Annotated in this window: 39 protein-coding genes; 38 read left to right on the forward strand and 1 reads right to left on the reverse strand. The window is 65.3% G+C overall.

Annotated elements, in window-relative coordinates; all coding sequences use genetic code 11:
• The first annotated feature begins 119 nt into the window (after positions 1–119).
• The 26 genes from ASF30_RS11335 (at position 120) to ASF30_RS11460 (ending at position 11,745) form a co-directional block, all read left to right on the forward strand.
• On the forward strand, positions 120–746 hold the full coding sequence (locus ASF30_RS11335; RefSeq protein WP_055906288.1) for a hypothetical protein: 627 nt from the start codon (positions 120–122) through the stop codon (positions 744–746).
• Positions 743–1,204 carry a 5' nucleotidase, NT5C type gene (locus ASF30_RS11340; RefSeq protein ID WP_055906291.1) on the forward strand — a complete coding sequence of 154 codons (462 nt, stop codon included), beginning with the start codon at positions 743–745 and terminating at the stop codon, positions 1,202–1,204. The genes ASF30_RS11335 and ASF30_RS11340 overlap by 4 nt, the downstream gene beginning before the upstream one ends.
• A complete protein-coding gene (locus ASF30_RS11345) occupies positions 1,201–1,566 on the forward strand; it encodes a hypothetical protein (protein ID WP_055906294.1) in 366 nt (121 codons plus the stop codon). The genes ASF30_RS11340 and ASF30_RS11345 overlap by 4 nt, the downstream gene beginning before the upstream one ends.
• Positions 1,563–1,988: a hypothetical protein gene (locus ASF30_RS11350; RefSeq protein WP_157497271.1), complete on the forward strand. Its 426-nt coding sequence runs from the start codon at positions 1,563–1,565 to the stop codon at positions 1,986–1,988. Before ASF30_RS11345 ends, ASF30_RS11350 begins: the two co-directional genes overlap by 4 nt.
• Positions 1,989–2,052: 64 nt before the next feature.
• Complete coding sequence (locus ASF30_RS11355) at positions 2,053–2,712, forward strand: hypothetical protein (RefSeq protein ID WP_055906300.1); 660 nt, start codon at positions 2,053–2,055, stop codon at positions 2,710–2,712.
• On the forward strand, positions 2,709–2,948 hold the full coding sequence (locus ASF30_RS11360; RefSeq protein WP_055906303.1) for a hypothetical protein: 240 nt from the start codon (positions 2,709–2,711) through the stop codon (positions 2,946–2,948). Before ASF30_RS11355 ends, ASF30_RS11360 begins: the two co-directional genes overlap by 4 nt.
• Positions 2,945–3,160, forward strand: a complete 216-nt coding sequence (locus ASF30_RS11365; protein ID WP_055906306.1) for a hypothetical protein — start codon at positions 2,945–2,947, stop codon at positions 3,158–3,160. The genes ASF30_RS11360 and ASF30_RS11365 overlap by 4 nt, the downstream gene beginning before the upstream one ends.
• A gap of 36 nt (positions 3,161–3,196) precedes the next feature.
• Positions 3,197–3,466: a hypothetical protein gene (locus tag ASF30_RS11370; protein WP_055906309.1), complete on the forward strand. Its 270-nt coding sequence runs from the start codon at positions 3,197–3,199 to the stop codon at positions 3,464–3,466.
• Entirely contained in the window at positions 3,463–3,990 is a 528-nt protein-coding gene (locus tag ASF30_RS11375; protein ID WP_055906312.1) for a hypothetical protein, read from the forward strand. Before ASF30_RS11370 ends, ASF30_RS11375 begins: the two co-directional genes overlap by 4 nt.
• A gap of 374 nt (positions 3,991–4,364) precedes the next feature.
• Positions 4,365–4,943 (forward strand): hypothetical protein, encoded by a 579-nt coding sequence (locus tag ASF30_RS11380; RefSeq protein ID WP_055906315.1) that lies wholly within the window; start codon positions 4,365–4,367, stop codon positions 4,941–4,943.
• Positions 4,940–5,515, forward strand: a complete 576-nt coding sequence (locus ASF30_RS11385; protein ID WP_157497273.1) for a hypothetical protein — start codon at positions 4,940–4,942, stop codon at positions 5,513–5,515. Before ASF30_RS11380 ends, ASF30_RS11385 begins: the two co-directional genes overlap by 4 nt.
• The gene (locus tag ASF30_RS11390; RefSeq protein WP_055906320.1) at positions 5,509–5,916 is read left to right on the forward strand and encodes a hypothetical protein; all 408 of its coding nucleotides are present in this window, start codon (positions 5,509–5,511) and stop codon (positions 5,914–5,916) included. Before ASF30_RS11385 ends, ASF30_RS11390 begins: the two co-directional genes overlap by 7 nt.
• 45 nt (positions 5,917–5,961) lie before the next feature.
• Complete coding sequence (locus ASF30_RS11395) at positions 5,962–6,165, forward strand: hypothetical protein (protein ID WP_055906323.1); 204 nt, start codon at positions 5,962–5,964, stop codon at positions 6,163–6,165.
• Between the two features lie 90 nt (positions 6,166–6,255).
• Positions 6,256–7,206, forward strand: a complete 951-nt coding sequence (locus ASF30_RS11400; RefSeq protein ID WP_055906326.1) for a hypothetical protein — start codon at positions 6,256–6,258, stop codon at positions 7,204–7,206.
• A gap of 64 nt (positions 7,207–7,270) precedes the next feature.
• Positions 7,271–7,477 (forward strand): hypothetical protein, encoded by a 207-nt coding sequence (locus ASF30_RS11405; protein ID WP_055906329.1) that lies wholly within the window; start codon positions 7,271–7,273, stop codon positions 7,475–7,477.
• Entirely contained in the window at positions 7,474–7,911 is a 438-nt protein-coding gene (locus ASF30_RS11410) for a hypothetical protein (RefSeq protein WP_055906332.1), read from the forward strand. The genes ASF30_RS11405 and ASF30_RS11410 overlap by 4 nt, the downstream gene beginning before the upstream one ends.
• Entirely contained in the window at positions 7,908–8,276 is a 369-nt protein-coding gene (locus tag ASF30_RS11415; protein ID WP_055906335.1) for a hypothetical protein, read from the forward strand. Before ASF30_RS11410 ends, ASF30_RS11415 begins: the two co-directional genes overlap by 4 nt.
• On the forward strand, positions 8,273–8,629 hold the full coding sequence (locus ASF30_RS11420) for a hypothetical protein (protein ID WP_055906338.1): 357 nt from the start codon (positions 8,273–8,275) through the stop codon (positions 8,627–8,629). The genes ASF30_RS11415 and ASF30_RS11420 overlap by 4 nt, the downstream gene beginning before the upstream one ends.
• Positions 8,630–8,653: 24 nt before the next feature.
• Positions 8,654–9,049 (forward strand): hypothetical protein, encoded by a 396-nt coding sequence (locus ASF30_RS11425; RefSeq protein WP_055906342.1) that lies wholly within the window; start codon positions 8,654–8,656, stop codon positions 9,047–9,049.
• A 38-nt stretch (positions 9,050–9,087) separates the two neighbouring features.
• A complete protein-coding gene (locus ASF30_RS11430; RefSeq protein ID WP_157497275.1) occupies positions 9,088–9,357 on the forward strand; it encodes a hypothetical protein in 270 nt (89 codons plus the stop codon).
• A complete protein-coding gene (locus tag ASF30_RS11435; RefSeq protein ID WP_055906348.1) occupies positions 9,354–10,082 on the forward strand; it encodes a hypothetical protein in 729 nt (242 codons plus the stop codon). The genes ASF30_RS11430 and ASF30_RS11435 overlap by 4 nt, the downstream gene beginning before the upstream one ends.
• Before the next feature lie 55 nt (positions 10,083–10,137).
• A complete protein-coding gene (locus ASF30_RS11440) occupies positions 10,138–10,416 on the forward strand; it encodes a hypothetical protein (protein ID WP_055906351.1) in 279 nt (92 codons plus the stop codon).
• Positions 10,413–10,643 carry a hypothetical protein gene (locus tag ASF30_RS11445; RefSeq protein WP_055906354.1) on the forward strand — a complete coding sequence of 77 codons (231 nt, stop codon included), beginning with the start codon at positions 10,413–10,415 and terminating at the stop codon, positions 10,641–10,643. The genes ASF30_RS11440 and ASF30_RS11445 overlap by 4 nt, the downstream gene beginning before the upstream one ends.
• Positions 10,640–10,960, forward strand: coding sequence for a hypothetical protein (locus ASF30_RS11450; RefSeq protein ID WP_055906356.1), 321 nt, complete (start codon positions 10,640–10,642; stop codon positions 10,958–10,960). The genes ASF30_RS11445 and ASF30_RS11450 overlap by 4 nt, the downstream gene beginning before the upstream one ends.
• Positions 10,957–11,328 carry a hypothetical protein gene (locus ASF30_RS11455; protein ID WP_055906360.1) on the forward strand — a complete coding sequence of 124 codons (372 nt, stop codon included), beginning with the start codon at positions 10,957–10,959 and terminating at the stop codon, positions 11,326–11,328. The genes ASF30_RS11450 and ASF30_RS11455 overlap by 4 nt, the downstream gene beginning before the upstream one ends.
• Before the next feature lie 30 nt (positions 11,329–11,358).
• The gene (locus ASF30_RS11460) at positions 11,359–11,745 is read left to right on the forward strand and encodes a hypothetical protein (protein WP_157497277.1); all 387 of its coding nucleotides are present in this window, start codon (positions 11,359–11,361) and stop codon (positions 11,743–11,745) included.
• 74 nt (positions 11,746–11,819) lie between these two features.
• On the opposite strand, the gene ASF30_RS11465 is transcribed toward ASF30_RS11460, so the two are convergent.
• Positions 11,820–12,461 (reverse strand): hypothetical protein, encoded by a 642-nt coding sequence (locus ASF30_RS11465; protein WP_055906365.1) that lies wholly within the window; start codon positions 12,459–12,461, stop codon positions 11,820–11,822.
• Between the two features lie 90 nt (positions 12,462–12,551).
• On the opposite strand from ASF30_RS11465, the gene ASF30_RS11470 reads away from it, so the two are divergent.
• From ASF30_RS11470 to ASF30_RS11520, 12 genes are all read left to right on the forward strand, one after another.
• Positions 12,552–12,869 (forward strand): hypothetical protein, encoded by a 318-nt coding sequence (locus ASF30_RS11470; RefSeq protein ID WP_055906368.1) that lies wholly within the window; start codon positions 12,552–12,554, stop codon positions 12,867–12,869.
• The gene (locus ASF30_RS11475) at positions 12,866–13,270 is read left to right on the forward strand and encodes a hypothetical protein (protein ID WP_055906371.1); all 405 of its coding nucleotides are present in this window, start codon (positions 12,866–12,868) and stop codon (positions 13,268–13,270) included. The genes ASF30_RS11470 and ASF30_RS11475 overlap by 4 nt, the downstream gene beginning before the upstream one ends.
• On the forward strand, positions 13,270–13,533 hold the full coding sequence (locus ASF30_RS22720) for a hypothetical protein (protein ID WP_157497279.1): 264 nt from the start codon (positions 13,270–13,272) through the stop codon (positions 13,531–13,533). The genes ASF30_RS11475 and ASF30_RS22720 overlap by 1 nt, the downstream gene beginning before the upstream one ends.
• On the forward strand, positions 13,530–13,850 hold the full coding sequence (locus ASF30_RS11480; RefSeq protein WP_055906374.1) for a hypothetical protein: 321 nt from the start codon (positions 13,530–13,532) through the stop codon (positions 13,848–13,850). Before ASF30_RS22720 ends, ASF30_RS11480 begins: the two co-directional genes overlap by 4 nt.
• Positions 13,843–14,037, forward strand: a complete 195-nt coding sequence (locus tag ASF30_RS11485; RefSeq protein WP_055906377.1) for a hypothetical protein — start codon at positions 13,843–13,845, stop codon at positions 14,035–14,037. The genes ASF30_RS11480 and ASF30_RS11485 overlap by 8 nt, the downstream gene beginning before the upstream one ends.
• A gap of 205 nt (positions 14,038–14,242) precedes the next feature.
• Positions 14,243–14,563, forward strand: a complete 321-nt coding sequence (locus ASF30_RS11490) for a hypothetical protein (protein ID WP_055906380.1) — start codon at positions 14,243–14,245, stop codon at positions 14,561–14,563.
• Positions 14,564–14,616: 53 nt separating this feature from the next.
• Positions 14,617–16,650, forward strand: a complete 2,034-nt coding sequence (locus tag ASF30_RS11495; RefSeq protein WP_055906381.1) for a hypothetical protein — start codon at positions 14,617–14,619, stop codon at positions 16,648–16,650.
• 102 nt (positions 16,651–16,752) lie between these two features.
• On the forward strand, positions 16,753–17,130 hold the full coding sequence (locus ASF30_RS11500; RefSeq protein ID WP_055906385.1) for a hypothetical protein: 378 nt from the start codon (positions 16,753–16,755) through the stop codon (positions 17,128–17,130).
• Positions 17,127–17,495 carry a hypothetical protein gene (locus ASF30_RS11505; RefSeq protein ID WP_055906388.1) on the forward strand — a complete coding sequence of 123 codons (369 nt, stop codon included), beginning with the start codon at positions 17,127–17,129 and terminating at the stop codon, positions 17,493–17,495. The genes ASF30_RS11500 and ASF30_RS11505 overlap by 4 nt, the downstream gene beginning before the upstream one ends.
• A 36-nt stretch (positions 17,496–17,531) precedes the next feature.
• The gene (locus tag ASF30_RS11510) at positions 17,532–18,047 is read left to right on the forward strand and encodes a hypothetical protein (RefSeq protein ID WP_055906390.1); all 516 of its coding nucleotides are present in this window, start codon (positions 17,532–17,534) and stop codon (positions 18,045–18,047) included.
• A gap of 54 nt (positions 18,048–18,101) precedes the next feature.
• Positions 18,102–18,824, forward strand: coding sequence for a hypothetical protein (locus tag ASF30_RS11515; protein WP_055906393.1), 723 nt, complete (start codon positions 18,102–18,104; stop codon positions 18,822–18,824).
• A 4-nt stretch (positions 18,825–18,828) separates the two neighbouring features.
• Positions 18,829–19,638: a hypothetical protein gene (locus tag ASF30_RS11520; protein WP_055906394.1), complete on the forward strand. Its 810-nt coding sequence runs from the start codon at positions 18,829–18,831 to the stop codon at positions 19,636–19,638.
• The last annotated feature ends 72 nt before the right edge of the window (positions 19,639–19,710 follow it).

Here is a 19,710-nt window from a genome sequence, read left to right on the forward strand (position 1 = left end):
CGGCTCTCTCCTATCAGTAGGGCCCTTAGGGCCACTGGGTAAAGCTTCGTCGGTCCGCACATGACAGTGGTGAAGAAGACAGTGCCGCTCATGGCCGAACTGAGAAGGAAGCCCAACCCTTGATCATCACCCAGACCCCCGCCGTTGACGAGGCAAACCAGCCGATCACCGACCCGGAGCCCGGCTCCACGTTCGAACTGGAAGCCGTGATCGTCGACAAGACCGGGAAGGGCTTGACCGTCGGCGTGTTCGGGAAGTTCACCGACCTGCACGAAGCCCGCAGCAACGCGGAGGACATCGCCGGCCTTCCGCTCGACCAGGTCGCAGCATCCGCCGAGTACCGCTCGTTCGGCTTCGACGCCGCCGAGTACGGCTACGACTTCGACGCGGACACCCAGGTCGTCGGCGTCACCGTCGTCTGGAACGACGGCGAAGACAACACCTACGCCCACGAGGAGTTCAACGTCAGCACGGCCCGTGCGGAGCCGAACATCGGCCAGGTCGTCACGTTCGACGACCAGTGGGACGAAACCATCCGCATGGTCGCCACCTACGTGCCCGGTTCTGTCGACGAGGACGGCGAGTTCATCTCGTGTGACTGGGTGGACTCCTACGGCGGCACCTGGGACCTCGACCACATCAACAACAGCCGACCCGAAATCGTCGTCCCCGGTGTTGCCGACGCCCGCGCCAAGACAATCGCCCGTGGCGCCGGCCGGCTGCAGCCGGGAAGGGTGAGCGCATGACCGCCAGGCTGATCGTCTACATCGACCTCGACAACACGATCGTCGACTTCCCCAGCTCGTTCGAGCGGCTGGAGCAGCGCGTCCACGACGAGTACGACGGCCGCATGGATGAAGTCCCCGGCATCTTCGCGCTCATGGACCCGCTGCCCGGCGCTATCGAAGCGTTCCACGCCCTCGCCGAGGTGTACGACGTGTACATCCTGTCGACCGCTCCGTGGTTGAACCCGAGTGCCTGGAGCGACAAGCTCGAATGGGTGCAGCGCCACTTCGGCACCGACGAGGGAACACCCGCGTGGAAGCGTCTGATCCTGTCGCACCACAAGAACCTCAACCGCGGCGATTACCTCATCGACGATCGCCCCAACAACGGGGCCGCGCAGTTCGAAGGCGAATGGCTGCACTTCGGGCCCGGCAACGCCTACGAGACATGGGCTGACGTCCTGGAGCGTCTGCTGTGAGCGCCGGCACCCACCCGAACGTCGACGCGATCGTTGTCGCGATCATCGCTGATGCCGTATCGAAGTGGACCGACCCGACCACCGACCATGAGCGCCGCAGTCAGGAGATCACGAAGGTGCTCCTCGCCAACCTTCTCGTCCCGGAAGTGCGGTTCTACCTGACGTTCGCCGCCGAACACCCCGGCAGCCTCCCCAGGGATGCGTCTTTCGCGTGGGCTGAGCTTGGCCGGCTGTCGGCCAATGAACCGACTGTGAAGAACCAGGATGCCGCTGACGATCTGGTCGGAAAGGTTGCCCATCTCTCCCTGCCAAACGCTGTGTTCACGTACCGGCACGCCGACCTTGAAGGGGTGACCGCATGACCGACCTCCTCCCTATGGACGAACTCACCGAGCGGATCGCTTCCGCTCTGGCCCAGCACTTCCCGACTCGCGGCATGTCCGTGTCGATGGGTGTCACCTGCGAATGCGGGTACTGGACCGGCGCCGAACCGGAAGCAGGGAAACGCCCGCTCCCGTGGGGTCGTGACCAGCTCGGTCTGCACCGAGCCCGCATCATCCGCGAGCTCCTCGGCCTGCCGACAGAGTACGAATACGGAGTCGCCTCACTGGATCTGGACGGCGGCATCTACATCGTCGACCACGCGACCACCACCGCCGACGTACCCGTCCTGCTCCGCTGGGCGCTTGAAGACATCGCCGATCAGGACCACCTGAGCGACGCCGTCGTCGTGCGCCGCATCGCTCAAGGCGAATGGGAACGGCACGGGGCGACCGCCGTCTGATCAAAACACGGATCCTCCGCGCATGTGGGTGGTGACAAAGACACCCCGACGATCCGGAGCTCCGATGACCGATCACTTCCTGCAGCAGCTCGCCGAGAAGATCTGCACCACCCGAACCGGGCATGTGCTGCTCAGCTACGAACCGTTCGCCGGCGACTACGCCATGGCACGAGCACTCATGCCGATGATCGAGCAGGCCAAGCAGGACGCCGCCGACGCAGCCCGCGCCAGCTTGTTCGAGTACGGATCCGGCATGCTCTCCCCGGAAGGCACCATCTGGGATGAGGCGCCCGCCTGGGACGTCACCGACGCTCAGAACCAAGCCGCCCGCGCCAACCTGGAGAACGCCGACGACCCGGACGCCAACCTGTGCGTCCCCATCCGCCGCATACGCGCGAGCAACTGGTCGCAGATCCCGGGGATCCCCGCCGACACCGACACCACATTCCCGGTCGTCGGAGAGGGCCTTCGCGCCCACTGGGACGCCCTCATCCCCGCCGGCGCCGCCTACGAACTGGTCCGCCGCGACAGTCTGAAGCCCGGCGACCATGCCGTCTCCAGCCACTACGGCGCAAGCATCGTCCGTTCGGTCTTCTTTGCCGGCGACAACAACCAGACCACTGTCATCCAATGGGAGAACAACTCCACCTTCCACCCGTTCTCGGAGCGGTACGACAGCGCCTCCGTCATCCCCCTTCTCACCCGAGCGGCGGTGTCAGCGTGAGCCGCCCCGGCCGTCTGCTGAAGGACACGCTGGTGTACACGGTGAAGAGCCGCGGCATCCCGGACAAGCATCAGTACGCCACCGCCGGCACCACCATCACGGTCCTCCGCGAGAACCCGAACGACCTCGACCACATGTACGGCGGCCGGCACCTGTGGTGGTCCGAGGTTGACGGCCTGTCCGTCGGCGTCGAAGAGGGCGTCGACTTCGAGTTCACAGACCGGACCGCCGCATGACCACGCTCGCCATCGTCCTCATGAGCGTCTTCGCGATCCTCATCCCGATCTTCATCGCCTACACCGCCCACGGCTACCTGAACGACGCGGAACGTCTCCGCGGGAAAGCGCCGACCTGCGACAACTGCGGCCGCCGCATCCTCTGGCAGGACGGAACCGCCGGCGAGCCCTCCGACCGGCTCCGCGACCACACCAAGGCCTGCCTGGCGTAACGCCGGCACCCGCCCGCAACCTGAAACGAGGACACCATGACCATCACAGACCCGCTCGCCCCGATCACCGACCTGGACGAGCTCATCAAGGCAGCCGACCACGACCTCGGCCTCACCTCCGCCCGCCTCACACCGGAGGTTCTCCGCACGAAGACGCTGCTGTTCAGCGCCGTCGCGCTGCTGAAGGAAGCCCGCACCGCAACTGTCGCAGACGTCGAACCGGACAAGGATTGGGACTGGGCCGATGCGGCCGGCGACGACCTCCGCAACTTCAACGACCCTGACGACGCCGAGGACGACCGATGACGAAGCTCCTCCCCTACTTCTCCTACGAGACCATCTCCGAGCTCGACTACGACGGCGGCATAGGCTCCACCACCGGGATCCTCATCGACGGCCACCTCGACCTGTTCGAGGTTGAATGCTTCCTCGCCCGCGACGCCGAGGAGGAGTTCTACGACGCCCCCAGCCGCGGGTTCGACGTCGAGCATGTCTACTGGCGGACCGAACCGTACGCCGGCGAAGATGGAGACAACGAGTACGACTCCTACGTCTACGTGTGGGACAAGGACGATTCCAAGGGCGGGAAACCCGCCACGAAGCTGGAGATCGAAACCACCTGGGATCGGCGCTGCGTCAACCATGAGTTCGAGGTCGCGAAGTCCGGTGTGCCCATCGCCACCATCGTCGAAAGCCAGCATCACCTCGCCGACGACCACGGGTACATCTACCTCTGCGAAGACTGCGCCACCAGCTATGACGCGCGCCTGAAAGCCGCCCGCATCGCCGCGATCGCTGAGCTCTCCGCAGCAATGGAAACGGTCGGATAGCGCGTGAGGACTTCAGCAGCGCGTCGCCTCCGCTACCTGGCTGTGGAGCGCATCCGTCGACAGAGGCTCGACGTCGATCTCCCCGGCTTCTACGACCGGAACCCGATCGGCGCCCAGCGGTGTGTCGACGGGGGATGGCAGTACGGGTCGTCCGTCTCTGGATACGGTTCGGCCATCGGGCATTGCAAACGTCATCGCCCGCACCTCACTCGTCTGGCGGCTGAACTGTGCGGGTCACGGTTCGAGTCAGGTGCGCCGTCGTGGGCGTTCTGGAGGGTGTCGCTGGCAGAGCTCCCCAGATAGCCTCGCGTTCCTTCCGAGGTCCGCGCATGTAGGTGGAGACGAAGGACATCCGCCACCTCTGAGGAGCCCCAATGACCCTGCTCAACTACGACGCAGCCGCCCGCGCTGCCTGGAAAGCCATCCACCCCGAAGGCGACTGGGACAGCATCCCGTCCGACGAGCACACCAACTGGATGAGCCTCGTCGGTGACGCCGCCCGCCGCGCCGAAACCGCAACCACCCGTCAGCGCTCCGGTGAGCCGGACCACATCTACCGCGCCGGGGTCCTCGGCGACACTGAACGCGCCGCCATCGACCGCGGATACCGGAACCGCACCGAAGTCCGCACCCCCATCACCGTCAACGAGTACGACTTCGCCGTCAAGTGGGACGACGAGCGCACCTTCCCGTTCTTCGAGGACGAGCAGGCCATCGGCATCTTCGGGTACGGCCACACCGACAAGCAGGCGTTCGCCGCCGCCGTCAACGACTACGACGTGTACGTCGGGAACGTCGACCCGGGAGAAGCGACCTACGACGCCTCCGTCGTCGAGCACGACTGGGCTGTCGCCTACACGGTGAACGGCGACGTGAACTCCTGGCTGCTGTCCACCCACGATGTGACCGAGACCACCAAGGGTGCGTTCCCCGTGACGGTGGTCCCCCGATGACTGTGTTCGAGGAGGCAGCCCGCGCCGCCTGGCAGCACCTCCACCCCGACGAGAACTGGGACAACCTCACCCCGGCAGACCAGCGAAGTTGGACACAGTACGTCGGCTGGTCCGTCCGCCAGGCCGAGTACACCACCAACCCGGACCGGTTCCAGCAGCCTCCGTACATCTACCGCGACGACCGCGACGTCCTCCACAACGGTGTGATCAACGACGTCACCCGACGGTTCCAGGACGACACCGAGGTCCGCCGGGTGATCGACGTCACCGCTGAGGATTTCCGCACCCAGTGGGATCCGACCACGTCATACCCGTTCTTCGACGACCGCGAAGGAACCGGTATCTACGGGCACGGGCACACAGACCAGGCCGAGTTCGTCGCAACCGTGAACACCTGGAGCAACTGGTTCAGCGAGGAGGAACCCCGCTACTACGCCGCGGACGTTCAGCACCTCTGGGGTGTCGCCATGACCACCGGTCCTGACAGCCCCCGCGAGGAGTGGATGCTCCTCCTCGACGAGGTCACCGCTGAGACCCCCGGTGCGTTCCCCGTGACGGCGATCCTGTGGTGAACGCGATCATCACCGACATCACCACCGCCCGCCGGCGCCGCGACCTGAACGTGTTGCTGGACCGATGCCGGAATGGACTGGATCAGCCGCTGACCGAAGACACTCGCGACCGTATCGTCGAGCTCGTCGCCGACCCGTCCGAGCAGACATGGGATGCAGCCCACGGCGTCTTCGTCGACGGGCGCACCACGCTCTGGCAGGCGCTGCTCGCTCACACCCGCTACCGGCACGGCGCCGCACCGCAAGACCGGGTCACCGACGCCGGCTTCGAGCCGTTCCGCCCCCCGCAGATCGCCCGTGTCCGAGGGTGGGAGAAGGTGCCGACGCCTACGCAGGTGCTGGCAGCGATCGGCGCGCAGCTGGACGCCGCCGACACGCACCCGCACGAGAACCTCAACTAGCCAGCAGGGCCGTACTCTGAGCCGTCGCCGAACGAAACGGGAACCATGAAGAAGTACATCCTCGCCGCCGCCATCACCCTGGTCGCCACCCTCGCTGTGATGTGGGTTCTCATCCAGGCCGTGCCGAACGCGTCCACCCAGGCGCACCAGCAGTGCTTCCGTGCGACCAGCCACAACATGGACCTGTGCAGCGCCATCTTCCCCTTCCCCGGAAACAGCTGGCTCAACGGCACCTCACTGATCGGCTGAGAACACGTCGGCTCGGCTCGGCTCGGCTCGGCTCGGCTCGGCTCGGCTCGACCGGAAAGCTCCGCGGCAGGGCCACACACCTACGAACGCATGACCAAGAACCAGAAGCCAGTCACCCGCCGCGACCTCGGCCTCGAGCGACAGGACGGCCACTCCTCCACTGAGTTCGCCGCCCACAAGAACACCGCCGCATCGGCCGCAGCCGCACCCCTCACCGCTCCGCAGCAGGCGATCGCCGACGCGGAAGCAGCCTGGTGGAACGCCATCGACGAGAAAGCTCGGGTGATGATCGCCGCCCAGAAGACTGTCGACGACGCGAAGGTGGCGCTGGTCAGCGCGCGGATCACCGCCGTGTACCCGGATGCTGTGTCCGCGAAGTTCGAACTCACCGGCGTGCAGAGTGGCAAATCCCTGCGACTTGTCGAGGTGACCGCCGGGAACGGATCTCAGACGTTCACACTCCAGGACGGCGACGCCACCCTCTACAACCAGGTCGCCCTCGACCTGAAGAACCTCCATGACGGCTTCGACGCCATCCCGATCGACACCGGAGGGTGGGGCGGCCGAGGATTCGGCACCATCAACCTCGGCCACAAGCACCGCGCCGACGCCGCCTTCGGAACAGCTGCCGGTGAACTCGACATGCGCAAGATGATGCCCGGCATCCTGGTGGAAGCCCGGAAGCTGCAGAAGCTCGACGACGAGAAGCTCGCCACGATCACCGACGATGACCTGAACTTCGTCTACAACACGACGCTGGCTTTGGCGCTCGGAGACCTGCGGACGATGGAAGCGTCGTACCTGGTCGGGCAAATCCCTGAGGACATGGACGGGTTCCTTCGCGAGGTGACCGTTGACGCTCCAGTCATGCATGGGATCTTCGCCCAGCTGAAGGATTGGGGCGTGCTGAGGGACGAGAACCTCGCAGCCGTCAGCCGAACGCAGGCCACCTGGCTGTACAACTCGTATGTCAAAGGGCCGCTGGAGGACTTCGCCTATGACCTGTGGGCGAAGTACGGAAACGACACCGAAGAGGGCTGACGGTCAGTCAACGCAAAGGGGTCCGCATCCGCGCATGTAGGTGCTGAAAGAGAGGTCCCCTCCCATGGACAGCACCGAACTCGAGTACAAGGCGAAGTGGCGGAACAACCGCACCGGCCGCACGTACTTCATCAACGCCTGGCACGACACCGACGGCGGATTCATCCAGCTGCTGTCTGATGCTGAGCCGCAGATGCTGCACTGGCTGACCATCAAGGGGTTCCGCCGCGACTACCGACCCGTCACCGACGAGAACGAGGCATCCGCATGATCGACATCGACACCCTCCCCACTGCTGAGAACAGCATCCCCAACGTCACCCCCCGCGCCGAGGAGATCTACGTCATCGAGACCGGCTACCCGTCCCTCGAAGACGTCGGCTTCGGCGAGTACACCTATACCCTCGCCACCGAGGAGGGGTTCTTCACCTCTCCGCGAGCAGCGCAGCTAAGGGTCGACGAGCTGAACGACTACGCCGACGACTACGCCGTGCACGTGAACACCATCGAGCGGTCCAACTGGAAGGCCCGCGACACGTACAACCAGCTGATGGACCAGCGCGCCTACCTCCGGAAGAACGGGGTGATCCCCGCGGGCGACGAGCCGCGCGAGCCGATCCCCGCGAAGCCGCGCGTGCACCACGAGTGGCTCATCATCATGCAGAAGAACCTGCACCGCGCCACGAAGCTCGGAGCCGCCGCATGAGCACCCCCGTCACCCTCGCCGACGCGCTCGGCGGCGACATGATCACCGTCCAATTCCGTGACACGTACGAGCGGACCACGGTCATCACCACCGAAGGCGGCGCCCTCTACGCAGACGATCGTGCACTCCGGTCCAAGAACGGACTGATCGGCAAGGACGTCGAGTCGTACACGATCACCCGCCGCGACCTTCCCGATGATGGAAAGGAACGCGAGTTCGCAATCCGGATGATCGACGGCCGCATCATGAAGCAGTCCGTGTCTCCGACGTACGAGAAGGCCACCGACTACTTCTCCTCCGACCTCGACACGATCGTGTTCCGCGAGGTCAACCCATGGCAGAACATCGTGGAGGCCACCCGATGACCGACGACGAGCTCGACTACGCCATCTCCGAAACCCGCAACACCCTCACCGAGCTGCTCCAGGACCGCGCCAACCGGAGAGCCGCCCGCGGCGCCGAACTCCTCGCGAAGAACCCGTGGACGGTCGGCGAGTGGGTGTCCACGAAGTGGTCCGTCCACAACTACAAGGTGCTCTCCCTCAACCCGAAGAGCGTGGTCGTGGAGGCGACGTTCGGGATGAAGGAGACGATCCCGCTGCACCGTGTGCACCCGGCGGAAATCACCAAAATCGGCGGGCCCGGCATCCAACTGCCAGCACCGATCAGGCCGCCGGCGCGCACACCGGGTAACTGGGGCTGGCAAGACGATGAGTGACTTCAGCATCAACGGAGGACCGCCATGGCTCAGCGCCGGAATCTGACGACGATCGAGACCGGGACGAAGTTCGCCGGTCTGATCAAGTACGCCCGAGTCGTTGAAGGGGATGTTGTCCACTACTCCTTCCGCAGCTTGAACGCCGCGAAGGTCCTTGAGGAAGCGCAATTCCGGTCCCGATTCCAGGATGAAGCGATCCGAGCCCACAACACCATCGTCGACGGACCATCGGACGCCGCAAGGCAGCGCGCTGACGTCGCCGACCTGCTCGCCGCCTACCCCACCGGGAACCCGAAGCTCGACGCGGACATCCTCCGCGCCCGCGACGCCCTCGACAAACTCGACAAGACCATCGCCCACACCACCTTGGTCACCGCCATGGCCAACGGGATGACCCTCGAACAGTGGAACAACTCCTGAACCCGGTCGCCCACGACCCTGACACAGAAGAGACACGCATGCCCAAGACAACCGACCCGCAGGACGCCCTCGCCCAGCTGTTCGACCAGGTGCTCCACACCGCCGGCGATGACGCCGGCCGACAGCTCGCTGTCGACCACTACGACCTGATTCGCGACGCCATCACCCTGAACGACGAGGCTCGGGCTGAGAACCGGCGCTGCACCATCAATCACCTCGCCGACCTCGCCGAAACAGGCGACGAAGAAGACCACGCCGACAAGTGGGCCCAGTGGCTCCGCAACCAAGCAGACCGAGGCGCCGTATGAGCATCTACCTGATCAACCGCACGGCGTACGACCACGAGACGGGTGCCTGGGCCACCAGCGCCAACATCGACTCCGGCTACTACACCGACGCGGCGGCTGCAGAAGCGGAAGCCGACCGGCTGAACGCCCGCGAGCACGAGTACACGACCTACGCCAACATCGAACGCGGCACCATCCGTATGGAGCAGCTCGCCTACGACGAATACCTCCTGCAGAAGAAGGCGATCGCCGACGCCGGACTCACCTCCACCATCCCCGCCGTGCGTCCGCCGGCCCGAACCGAGCCACTCACTCACGAGCGGTGGCTGCAGGTCCACCCGTCCGACACATACGCCGTCGTCGAGGTGGGCCCCGCCGGCACCGGTCAGGCCGCCGCGCCCGGAATCCCGTCCCGCGAGGCCCTGGTCGCCGCGTTCACCGAAGCCCGACTCACAGCGCACAGGTTCCGCGGCGAGGATGGCTACACGTCCGTCGCCATCCACACAGACGAGACCGCCGCCGAGCTGGCCGCAGACGTCGTCATCAAGTTGATCGGTGCTGCCGACGCGGGCCCGGCCGAAGCCACCGCAGCCGACACCACCGAGACCACCATCGACGAGGAGCAGCCGGTCGCAACCTGGTACGACCTGGACCGGCACCGCCAGAAGCAGGACTGCTCGTACCGGGACGCCTACAAGTACTTCCGGACCAACGGGTACGACATGGCCGCCGTCCCGGAGCCCTGATCGACAAGAATCTCGGCGGTCCGCGCATGTAGGTGTCGAAGAAAGAAGGACACCCATGCCGCAGCCCACCCAGGAGCCCACCGAACCGCCCTGCTCGTTCCAGCCAGAGATCTGGTCGATCGAGTTCGTCGACGGCGCCCCCGTGATGCTCTGCAACACCCACGGCCACGCCGGCTGGGGTGAAGTGTACGAGTTCGAGCCCGGCGAAGCCGTCGGCACCTGCCAGTACTTCGACGACCCCTCCACCGGCGACCTGACCCGGTACGACCAGGACGACGTCCACCGGATGCGCACGAACACCCAGCACGACCTGTACTCGGTGGTCGGTCGATGAGCGCATTCGCTGAAGTCACCATCAACTGCGACGGTCCCGCCCTCAGCCACCGCGCCCCCAACCTCCCCTCCGACCTCGGCGGCTGCCCCGGCTGGTTCCAGTCCGACACCGCCCGCACCGGCGAAGCCCGCCGGCAAGCGAAACGAGCCGGATGGCGCACCGAACGCGTCGACGGCCGCACCTACGACATCTGCTTCGCCCACCACCCTGAAGGGAACCCCTCATGAGCGCTTTCGTTGAATGCTTCCTCTGCGACCAGCGGATCACCACCCACGCAGACCACCTCACCGACAAGCAGATCGCGAAGGAGTTCGCGAAGAAGGGCTGGACGGTCGGACCGAGCCGCTGCCCCGAGCACGTCGGCCTGGACGCAGCACCTCCGAAGGAGGACTGCACCCTGGAGCACGACCCGGAACCGATGCTCCGAACCGGCATGGCCGCATCCTGCCAGACCGTATGGATGAAGAAGGCCCGGTTCTCACCCCGCGAAGGCACCTGCCGCTGGTACGACCACTACGTCACAGACAAGGCAGCAGCAGCATGACCATCTTCATGATCGAAGTCGGAACGCTCGACAACGACCGATACATGAAGTGGGCGGTCTATCCGGACTTCGGCTACTTCACCGAACGCAAGGACGCTGAGGCGAAGATCGACCGGTTGACCGACCGCACCGCTGAGTACAAGAAGTACGTCGCCTCCCGGTACCGAGTCACACCAGCCGACACGGAACGGTACGAGTCGTACCTCGCACAGAAGGCAGCGATCGAAGCCGCCGGCCTCACCTCCACCATCCCCGTTGTTCGGGAGCCGAAGGATGCTGTCGCCGTCAGCTACGAGAAGTGGCTGGCTGGGCAGCCGGCCGACACCAGGTACGACGTCTACGAAGTCGAGCCTGGGAAGGCAGCGTAGCCGGGCGCTCACGCCACATGGCTCACCTGTATGCCAGTGAAATCCGGACCGATGCACGCGTCCCGGTGCGATCGCACCGACGTCCACGAACGCCACCGCCACACCTATGGTGTCGACGACGAAGACGGGTACGAAGTCTGCGACGGGATCGAACCGCCCCCGCCGCCCCGCCTGCTGCCGCCGGAACTGGTGGAGCTCCGCCGTCTCGCGGAAGCCGCAACCGACGGCCCCTGGAACACATACGAGACTCTGCACGGCGAAAACCACGTCATCGACGGCCGCGGGTTCCTCGGAGGCGGGATCATCGCCACCACCACGTACAACCGGGAGGACGCTGCGTTCATCGCAGCCGCGAACCCGGAAGTCGTTCTCGAGCTGATCGCCCGCATCGCGAAGCTCACCGGAGTGAACACGTAGCGACCAAATCCCCAGCAGCACGCAGAAGCCCCGCACCAGATGATCTCGGTGCGGGGTTTCTTGTTGTCCTGGGGTCAGCGTTCGATGAACCCGGCGGGGATCCCGTCGCGGTCGCGGCCGGCGAGGAACTCGCGGAGGTTGGTGAGGATCGTCTCGTGGTTGTCGCGGGTCATGCCGTCCACCTTGGAGTTGTTGTGGAACCCGTCCACGAGCTCGTCGACTGTGGTCGGGAACGTCCCGCCGAGGTCTTCGGTGTCGAGCTCGATGATGACGTCCTGCTCCTCCCAGTTGCCGGTGCCGCCGGACTCCAGGCGGGCGTCGTCGAACGCGTCACGGATCCACTGGTCGATGACGTTGGTCCGGTCGTTCAGGTAGGCGGTGGAGTCCGTGACTCCGGACGGGACCGCGTCGTAGAAGTCGAACCGGACGTGGCCGGTGGCGACGAGCTCCGAGCCGCCGGTCTCCTCGTAGATCGTGGCGCTCTCATCGGTGCGGAACACCGCGATCGTGTGCAGGGCGTCGTCCTCGACGTCGAACATCCACTCGGTTCCCTCGCTGATGTCGTCGAAGTCGCTGGCCATCGTGATGTTCAACCCAGCTTCAGGGGAGGTCTGCACGTTCGCGTACCTGCCGTCCTGGTTCCGCAGGACACCCTCATCGAGGTAGGCGAATGTCCCATCCGGGTTGGTGTGCTTGGGGCGGTTGATGTTGTTCATGACCTGTAGGTGTGTGGGCTGGTTCCAGCGATTGCCTGGCTGTCCGCACATGTAGGGGGCGAAGAACACTCTCACCGAAGGAGCACGCCTGTGCCGACATCCACGAAGTTCACCCACCGCATCCTCGCGGCGCTCGAGGGCGCCTCAACGGAAGGCGCCACCGGCCGTGAGCTCGCGAAGCAGCTGTGGCCGGACTCCCCCGCCTGGGATCGCCGCACCCGCGGCCGCAGCGGCAACAGGAACGGCGCCCTCGGCGGAACCCTCCCGATGAAGGGCGCGAAGGCGGGCCACGACATGGTGAACCTCGGGTACGCCCGAGTCCTGTACACCGAGTACAGCCAGCCGCTGTTCTCGATCACCGACACCGGACGCGCCGTCCTCGCACGAACGGAAAACGTCCCCGCATGACCCATGTACTCACGATCACGAACGTCGACCATGACCCGGAGTTCGGGCATCAGGACGACGACGTCGCATGGACGGCGCTGTGCGACAACACCTGCAACCTCTGGTGGGAATGCACGGAGTGCAGCCCGCCTGCCAACATCGACTCGTACGAGAGCTACGAAGCACACGGCGACGAGCACGAACACCGCGAGGGCTACTGGGCGATCATCAACCAGAAGATCTGCGCAGTCGGCCAGTGCGACGGCGCCTCCGAGGCGATCAACGATGCGATCAACACTCAGCTGTTCCGCCACAACCGCACATTCGTCGTCGGCGAGACGATCCCGTTCGACCTGGACTTCGAGGGCGACGACTACTGGACTGTCACTTTCACCGAGGCCGCAGAGAGTGCGGCAGCCTGATGGGGTTCCGCCGTAAGAGCGCCCCGTCACGACAGCCGGTGATCCCCGGCGAACGCTGCCCAGCGGTCCGCACGAACTCCTCCCGCGACCCCAACGTCACCACCACCCGCACCCTCCGCGGTGGCCGGGAAGGAACCACCACCTGCGCCATGTGCGGATCCACCGTCGCCGTGTCGCAGGCCACCTCCGATGACGGCGCCCCGATGACCGCTTGGTACTACGGCCCGCACACAGTACCTACGAAGGAAGGCTCGCTGCCATGACCACGAAGAAGGTCGGAGAGATCGTCATCCGGATCCCGCTCATGCGCGGCGAAACCGGACGAGCAGATTTCATTGAAGCCGGCAACGTCGACATCCTCGCCCTGGACTTGAAGGGCGACAACATCGAACTCGCCCGCAAGGAGCTCGCCGACGGCGACTTCTGGGGTGAGACGGACCTGTACCTGAAGGTCCGAGACGCAGTGAACGCCCGCCCGACCGGGCAGGAGATCGCAGCCCAGATCCTCGCGCAGCCCTGGCTGCAGGAGATCCTCGCCCAGACGCGGGCCGAGCAACACGAAACGAAGCGTGATGCCTGAAACGCGCGCAGCCGAGCACTCTGAGCTCCCCGAGCTCCCCTACCTGACCGGACCGAAAGTCGAATGGGGAGTCATCCTCGACGACGTCGGATCCACAGACATCTTCGACACCGAGCATGAAGCCCGCACCGCCCAGCTCGACGGCGGGCAACTGGTGAAGATCACCACCGAACCGGTCATCGACTAGAGAGCGGTACGAGCTCCTCCAAGGGTGCTCAGGCGAACCCGTCGTCGCTGTCGCCTTCGTCGTCCGGACCGTCGTGATCCTCCATGCGGACCGGGACAGCATGCGGTTCCCACAGCACCAGAGCTGGAACGCGCCAGGACTGCTCAATCCCGCACATGAAGGAGATGAGGGACGGACCGCCCGGACCTCAGTTCAGGGATTCCTCATGCAGATCGGCGATACTGTCACCACCGAAACGGAACTGCGAGCCCTCCCGGCTGGCACTGAGTTCATCGACGGACGTGGACGCCCGTGGGATTTCGGTTCCGAGCAGTGGTCCACGGATCTACGTGAACGGCATCTGGTCGTTGGTCTCATCCCCAACCTCCCCATGCACATTCGGATGCTCCGGCATCCGGCTGAGACATCCCGCCCTGACCTCGTAGCTGAGGCCGACCGGATCCTCCGGCTGTCCGAGCACGATCGCCGGTGGGCCCTCCTCGACCTCCTGGTCGCGGCAGACCACCCCAACGGGGAATACCGCTGACCGGCGTGCCCCCGATAGCCTCCCACCAGCCCGACCCGAACGAAGGAGCCACTGTGCGCACAGCCGCGCCCACCCGCAACCCCGGCACACGCCGCGCCATCGCCGCCGCCACCACCGCAACCCTCGCCCTTCTCGGCGGCCTGCTCAGTGCAGCGCCAGCCCATGCTGATGAGGACACCGCTGTTCCCCTCGTGACCGCGAGCAACATCTCTGTCACCAGCAGCTACAACGGCGCCGACTACGACGTCCATGTCGCCTACGACGCCGCCTTCGCGGACACCTGCACGTACGGTCAAGTGAACCCGGTCGTCATCACCCCGAACCCGTCCGGCTTCGACGACCCCGCCTACCGGGTCCAGGACAACGGTTGGGTGGACGTGACCGCCAGCGGCGCGAACACCGTCGACTTCACCCTGCCCGCCGCCGGCACCTACCAGCTCGGCATGTTCACCGCTGTGAACGCTGCCGGCAGCTGCGACGTGACCAGCGACGTGAACCCGACCCTCGCCGGCACGGCTGACTTCACTGTCGTCGCCCCGGTCACCCGCAACGAGACCGCACCCACGATCTCCGGCACCGCAACGGTCGGGAAGACCCTGACTGCGACCCCCGGCACGTACTGGCCGGGCACCGCTGTCGTCACCTACCAGTGGAACCGGAACGGCGCGCCGATTGCCGGAGCGACCAACTTGGCGTACGCGCTCAGCGCAGCCGACAGCAAGACGAAGGTCACCGTCACCACCACAGGCGCAGACGAGCAGTTCGGTTCCGCATCCGCGACCTCCGCCGCTGTCACCGTGCAGCCAGGGACGATCACCGCGTTCACCCCCACCATCACCGGCACGAAGACGGTCGGGCAGACGCTGACCGCTGTCACGCCCGCCGGTCTCACCTACACCTACCAGTGGTACCGCGGGTCGTCGAAGATCTCCGGAGCCACCGGACGCACCTACAAGCTGGTGACCGCTGACGGCGGGACCACCGTGAAGGTGGCCGTGGTCGGCTCCAAGTCCGGGTACACCTCCCTGACCCGCACCTCCGCATCGACCAGCACCATCGTGAAGCTGCTCACTGCGACTCCAACCCCGAAGATCACCGGCACCGTGAAGGTTGGCTACAAGCTGACCGCTGTCGCCAGCACCTGGGCTCCCGCAACCGTCTCGTTGAAGTACCAGTGGTACCGCGACGGTGCCGCGATCAGCGGCGCCACCGGCTCGACCTACACTGTTGCCGGGTCCAGCGCCGGGAAGCGCATCACCGTGAAGGTGACCGGAGCCAAGACCGGGTACGCAACCGTCGCCAAGACGTCCAAGTCCACCGCCGCCGTCGCGAAGGGCACCATCACGATGGGCGCCCCGAAGATCAGCGGAACCGTGAAGGTCGGGTACACGCTGACCGCCGCACGAGCCTCCTCCGCACCCACCACCGGCGTCACCTACAAGTACCAGTGGTACCTGAACGGCGCAGCAGTCTCCGGAGCAACCAGCTCCAAGCTGGGGTTGAAGACGTCCATGCAGGGCAAGCAGGTCCAGGTGCGGGTCACCGCGTCCGCGACCGGCTACGGCACTCTCGGGGTGTCATCGGCGAAGACCGTTGCTGTCGCAGCGGCCGCATCCGCCATCAAGGGCGACGGCACCTACCGTGTCGGCATCGACGTGAAGGCCGGCACCTACTACACCGCCTCCACCACCAACTGCTACTGGGAGCGGTCGTCCTCCAGCCGCGACATCATCGACAACAACTTCGGCTCCGGCCGACAGATGGTGACGATCTCCGCGACGGACAAGTACTTCGAGTCCGACCGTTGCGGTGCGTGGTACCGGTACGACGGCACCGGCAAGAACGCCTCCTCGTTCCCCGGTGACGGCATGTACGCAGTCGGGGTTGACGTCCGCCCGGGCACGTACAAGTCCTCCGGCGGGAATGGTGGCTGGTGCTACATCGCATCACTTTCTACCCTCTCCGGAGGCTACGACGACATCATCGACAACGACGGCAGCGGCAGCGGAACCAAGTACTGGGAAGTGCACGCCGGCGAGTTCGTCGACACCAGCGGCTGCGGAACCTGGACACGCGTCAGCAACTAGCCGAGGAACTGAATGAACGGCGGGCACCCTCATGGTGTCCGCCGTTCGTCACTCTCAGCCCCTACGTCGGCAGATCTGGTCACGACCGCACATGATGGTGACATGAACGACGAAGCCCAGCCGGCATCCCTCACCCTCGATGGCAGCAGCCTGCTGTCGAAGTGGGGTTTCGGCGACGGTGACCTTGTCCACGACTGGTACGCAGATCAGGCGACTGTGGGATGGTGGCCCAGGCCTTTCGACCACCACGACGTTCTCATCGACCTGGTCAAAACCCACCTGATTCCTGCGGTCGCGGCCGCCGGCCATGCCTTCATCGTCTACGTCATCCCTACGAACCACAACCCGATCCGGTTCAGCGAGCTCGACGGGCAGATCGTCGAACACAGGCGATCGAAGCTGACCATCGACGTGTACGTGACGGTGACCCCGGAGCAGATCCAGGAAGCGATCGACCGAGTGAAGGGGGCCGCAGCATGACCACCAAGTACCACGGCTACGACCTGGTGTACGAGGACGGGCGCACCTTGGTCCGCGGCCGCCACCCCCGCGGCCTGTACCAGGTGTTCATCGGCTTCACCACGGAGAACATGTCGAGCTCCTCCGACGAGGAAGCTGCGACTTTCCGTCGTGCGAAGAGGATCGCGCGCAGGCTGCGACGACGCCACGGGTACCACACGAGGATCCTGTACAGCACCTACCGGTACGACTTCGACGCACCGGATAGCTTCTGGGACTCCCTCGCCAGCCTGGTGCGCCCATCGACACGCGACGAATGGGATCAAGCAGCCACCGCGAGCCTTGCGGCCGCGACCACGGCAGCCACCGTTTCAAGCATCATCTGACCCGTCATCGCCGCACCCGATATGGAAGAGACCAGCATGAACACATCCCCGACTGACGAGCGTCTCGCCGACAGCGGACCCACGTACCGGTGGGCCATGCCCGCCTGGTGGCTTCCGTTCTCGACTGCGCTCCTGCTGTTCATGGTCGTCTGCGGCGCCTGGGGAGCTCCTCGGATGATCGAGAAGAACGGATGGCCTGCCGCCCTGTTCATGGCTGCATGGTTCGGTGCTTTCCTCTGGAATGTGTACTGGTGGTACTTCCGGGTCGCCTACAAGCTCGAGCTGGACGGTGACACCCTCCGCTGGCAGGCGCCGCTTGCCCGCGGGGAGCTGTCGGTGCATTCGATCACTGGCGTCACCCCGTTCCTGAACACCCAGGAGCAGATACCCACCATCCGCGCCGTCGGTCACCGCAGCATCCCCGTGTTCGCCCGCGGTGACCTGTCCTCGTTCCTGGCCCGCCTGAACGTCATCAACACCGCCGTCCCCGACCGCGTCGGCGGGTTCTCCGGGTTCTTCGACAGGGCCGGCAGCCGCAAACGTCCCCAGTAGCGAGCCGGCAGCCTCGCGACAACAACCCGTTCGCGCCCACACACCTACGGTCGCATGAACTCCAAGAAGATCCCGGCCAACGCCGAGCTGTGCACCTCCGATTGCCGGAACAGCAGCGGGACGAAGATCCAGTACCACTTCCGCGGTGAGCAAGCGCTGACCGACTGCCGAAACCGACGCGACAACGACGTCAGTCTGGTGGCCGACCTTCAGGTGATCGAGCCGCTCAACGCCTCCTTGGGCGATCTCACCGTCATCTGGTCCCGCTACGTCGGTGGTCTCATCGGTCACGAAGAGGACATCGAAGACGTCACCGAGATCCCCGATGACGTGATGCACGCGGTGCACGCGGCAGCGCTCCAGCACCTCAGCTCCGCCACCCTCGACGTGGAGACGTTCATCCGACACACCGGTGTGAAGGTCAACTACAAGAACCCGCACAATGACGAGCTCATGCGAGCAGTCCGGCTTCTCCATTCTCTGACTCGTGTTGGTAGAGCCAAGACCGAGCTCGCCCACCCGGAATACGACGAGGCCGCCGTGTACGAGAACGCGCCGTTCGCTTGGCCGGACGTCTACGAGGACGAAGCCTGGGACGCCGCGCAGGCGACGTTGGACAAGCGTGACCGTCTCCGCAGCAAGCAGCCCAGAAACGACGAGATGACGGCGCTGCAGATGAAAGAGAAGCAGAAGGCTGACGCCTGGCAGGAGAAGCAGTACGCCGACCGGACGGCGCCTCGGAAGCGTGGTTTCTGGTCCCGGCTGATCGGCCGATAGCCTCATGCCGGGAATCCCCGCCAACGCGGAGCTGTGCACGTCCGACTGCCGGAACAGCAACGGCACCAAGATCCGCTACCACTTCCGGGGCGAGGCAGCCCTGACCGAATGCCGCGCCCGCACCAGCGGTGACCTCGGTCCCGCCTCCCTCACATTCGAGGAGCACCCCCGGATCACCGATGCGCAGTTCCACGAGTTCATCGACAAGATCTGCGGCAGGCCGTTCGGCAGCCATGGGCTGTGGGCGAAGTTCTACGGCGAGTTCGGCGGTGAATGGGAAGGCAGCATCCGTGACTCCGCCGGCAACGCAGTCGGCTGGTTCATGCGCTCATTCAAAGACGACGGCACCGTCCGGAACAACAACCTGGACATCGCCGCGGAACACCAAGGAACCGGGTTCGCCACCGCATTCAACAATGCCGCCATGGAGCTGTACGCGGAGATGGGGATCCGGGAAGTGAAACTGATGGCGACCGACGACGGTGCTTACGTGTGGGCGAAATCAGGGTGGCTGTTCGACGACACCGACGACGGATACAGCGACGGAACCGCCGCGAAAGCCAGGAACGGCATCGCCGACAACATGATCGGGTGCGCTGACGGAACTGCGGAGAACAGCGACGGGACTCCCCTCGCGGAGGCCGACCGAGTGCTCATCCACGAGCTCGCCGAACAGTTCCGCGCCAGCGACGACACCGTCACCATCCAGGACATCGCCAACCTCACCGCCGAAGGACGCCCCAAGCTCGGGGAGGACATCCTGAAAAGCGGTGTGAAGTGGCCGGCACGACAACCAGTGTCGGCGGCCCAGTAACCAGTGGATCTTCGATCCCCAGCGGCGGACGTCTTGCCACATGCCCTCACGGTGAATCCACCGGAGGAGAAC

This window comes from Leifsonia sp. Leaf264 (assembly GCF_001422325.1).
Lineage (GTDB): Bacteria > Actinomycetota > Actinomycetes > Actinomycetales > Microbacteriaceae > Orlajensenia.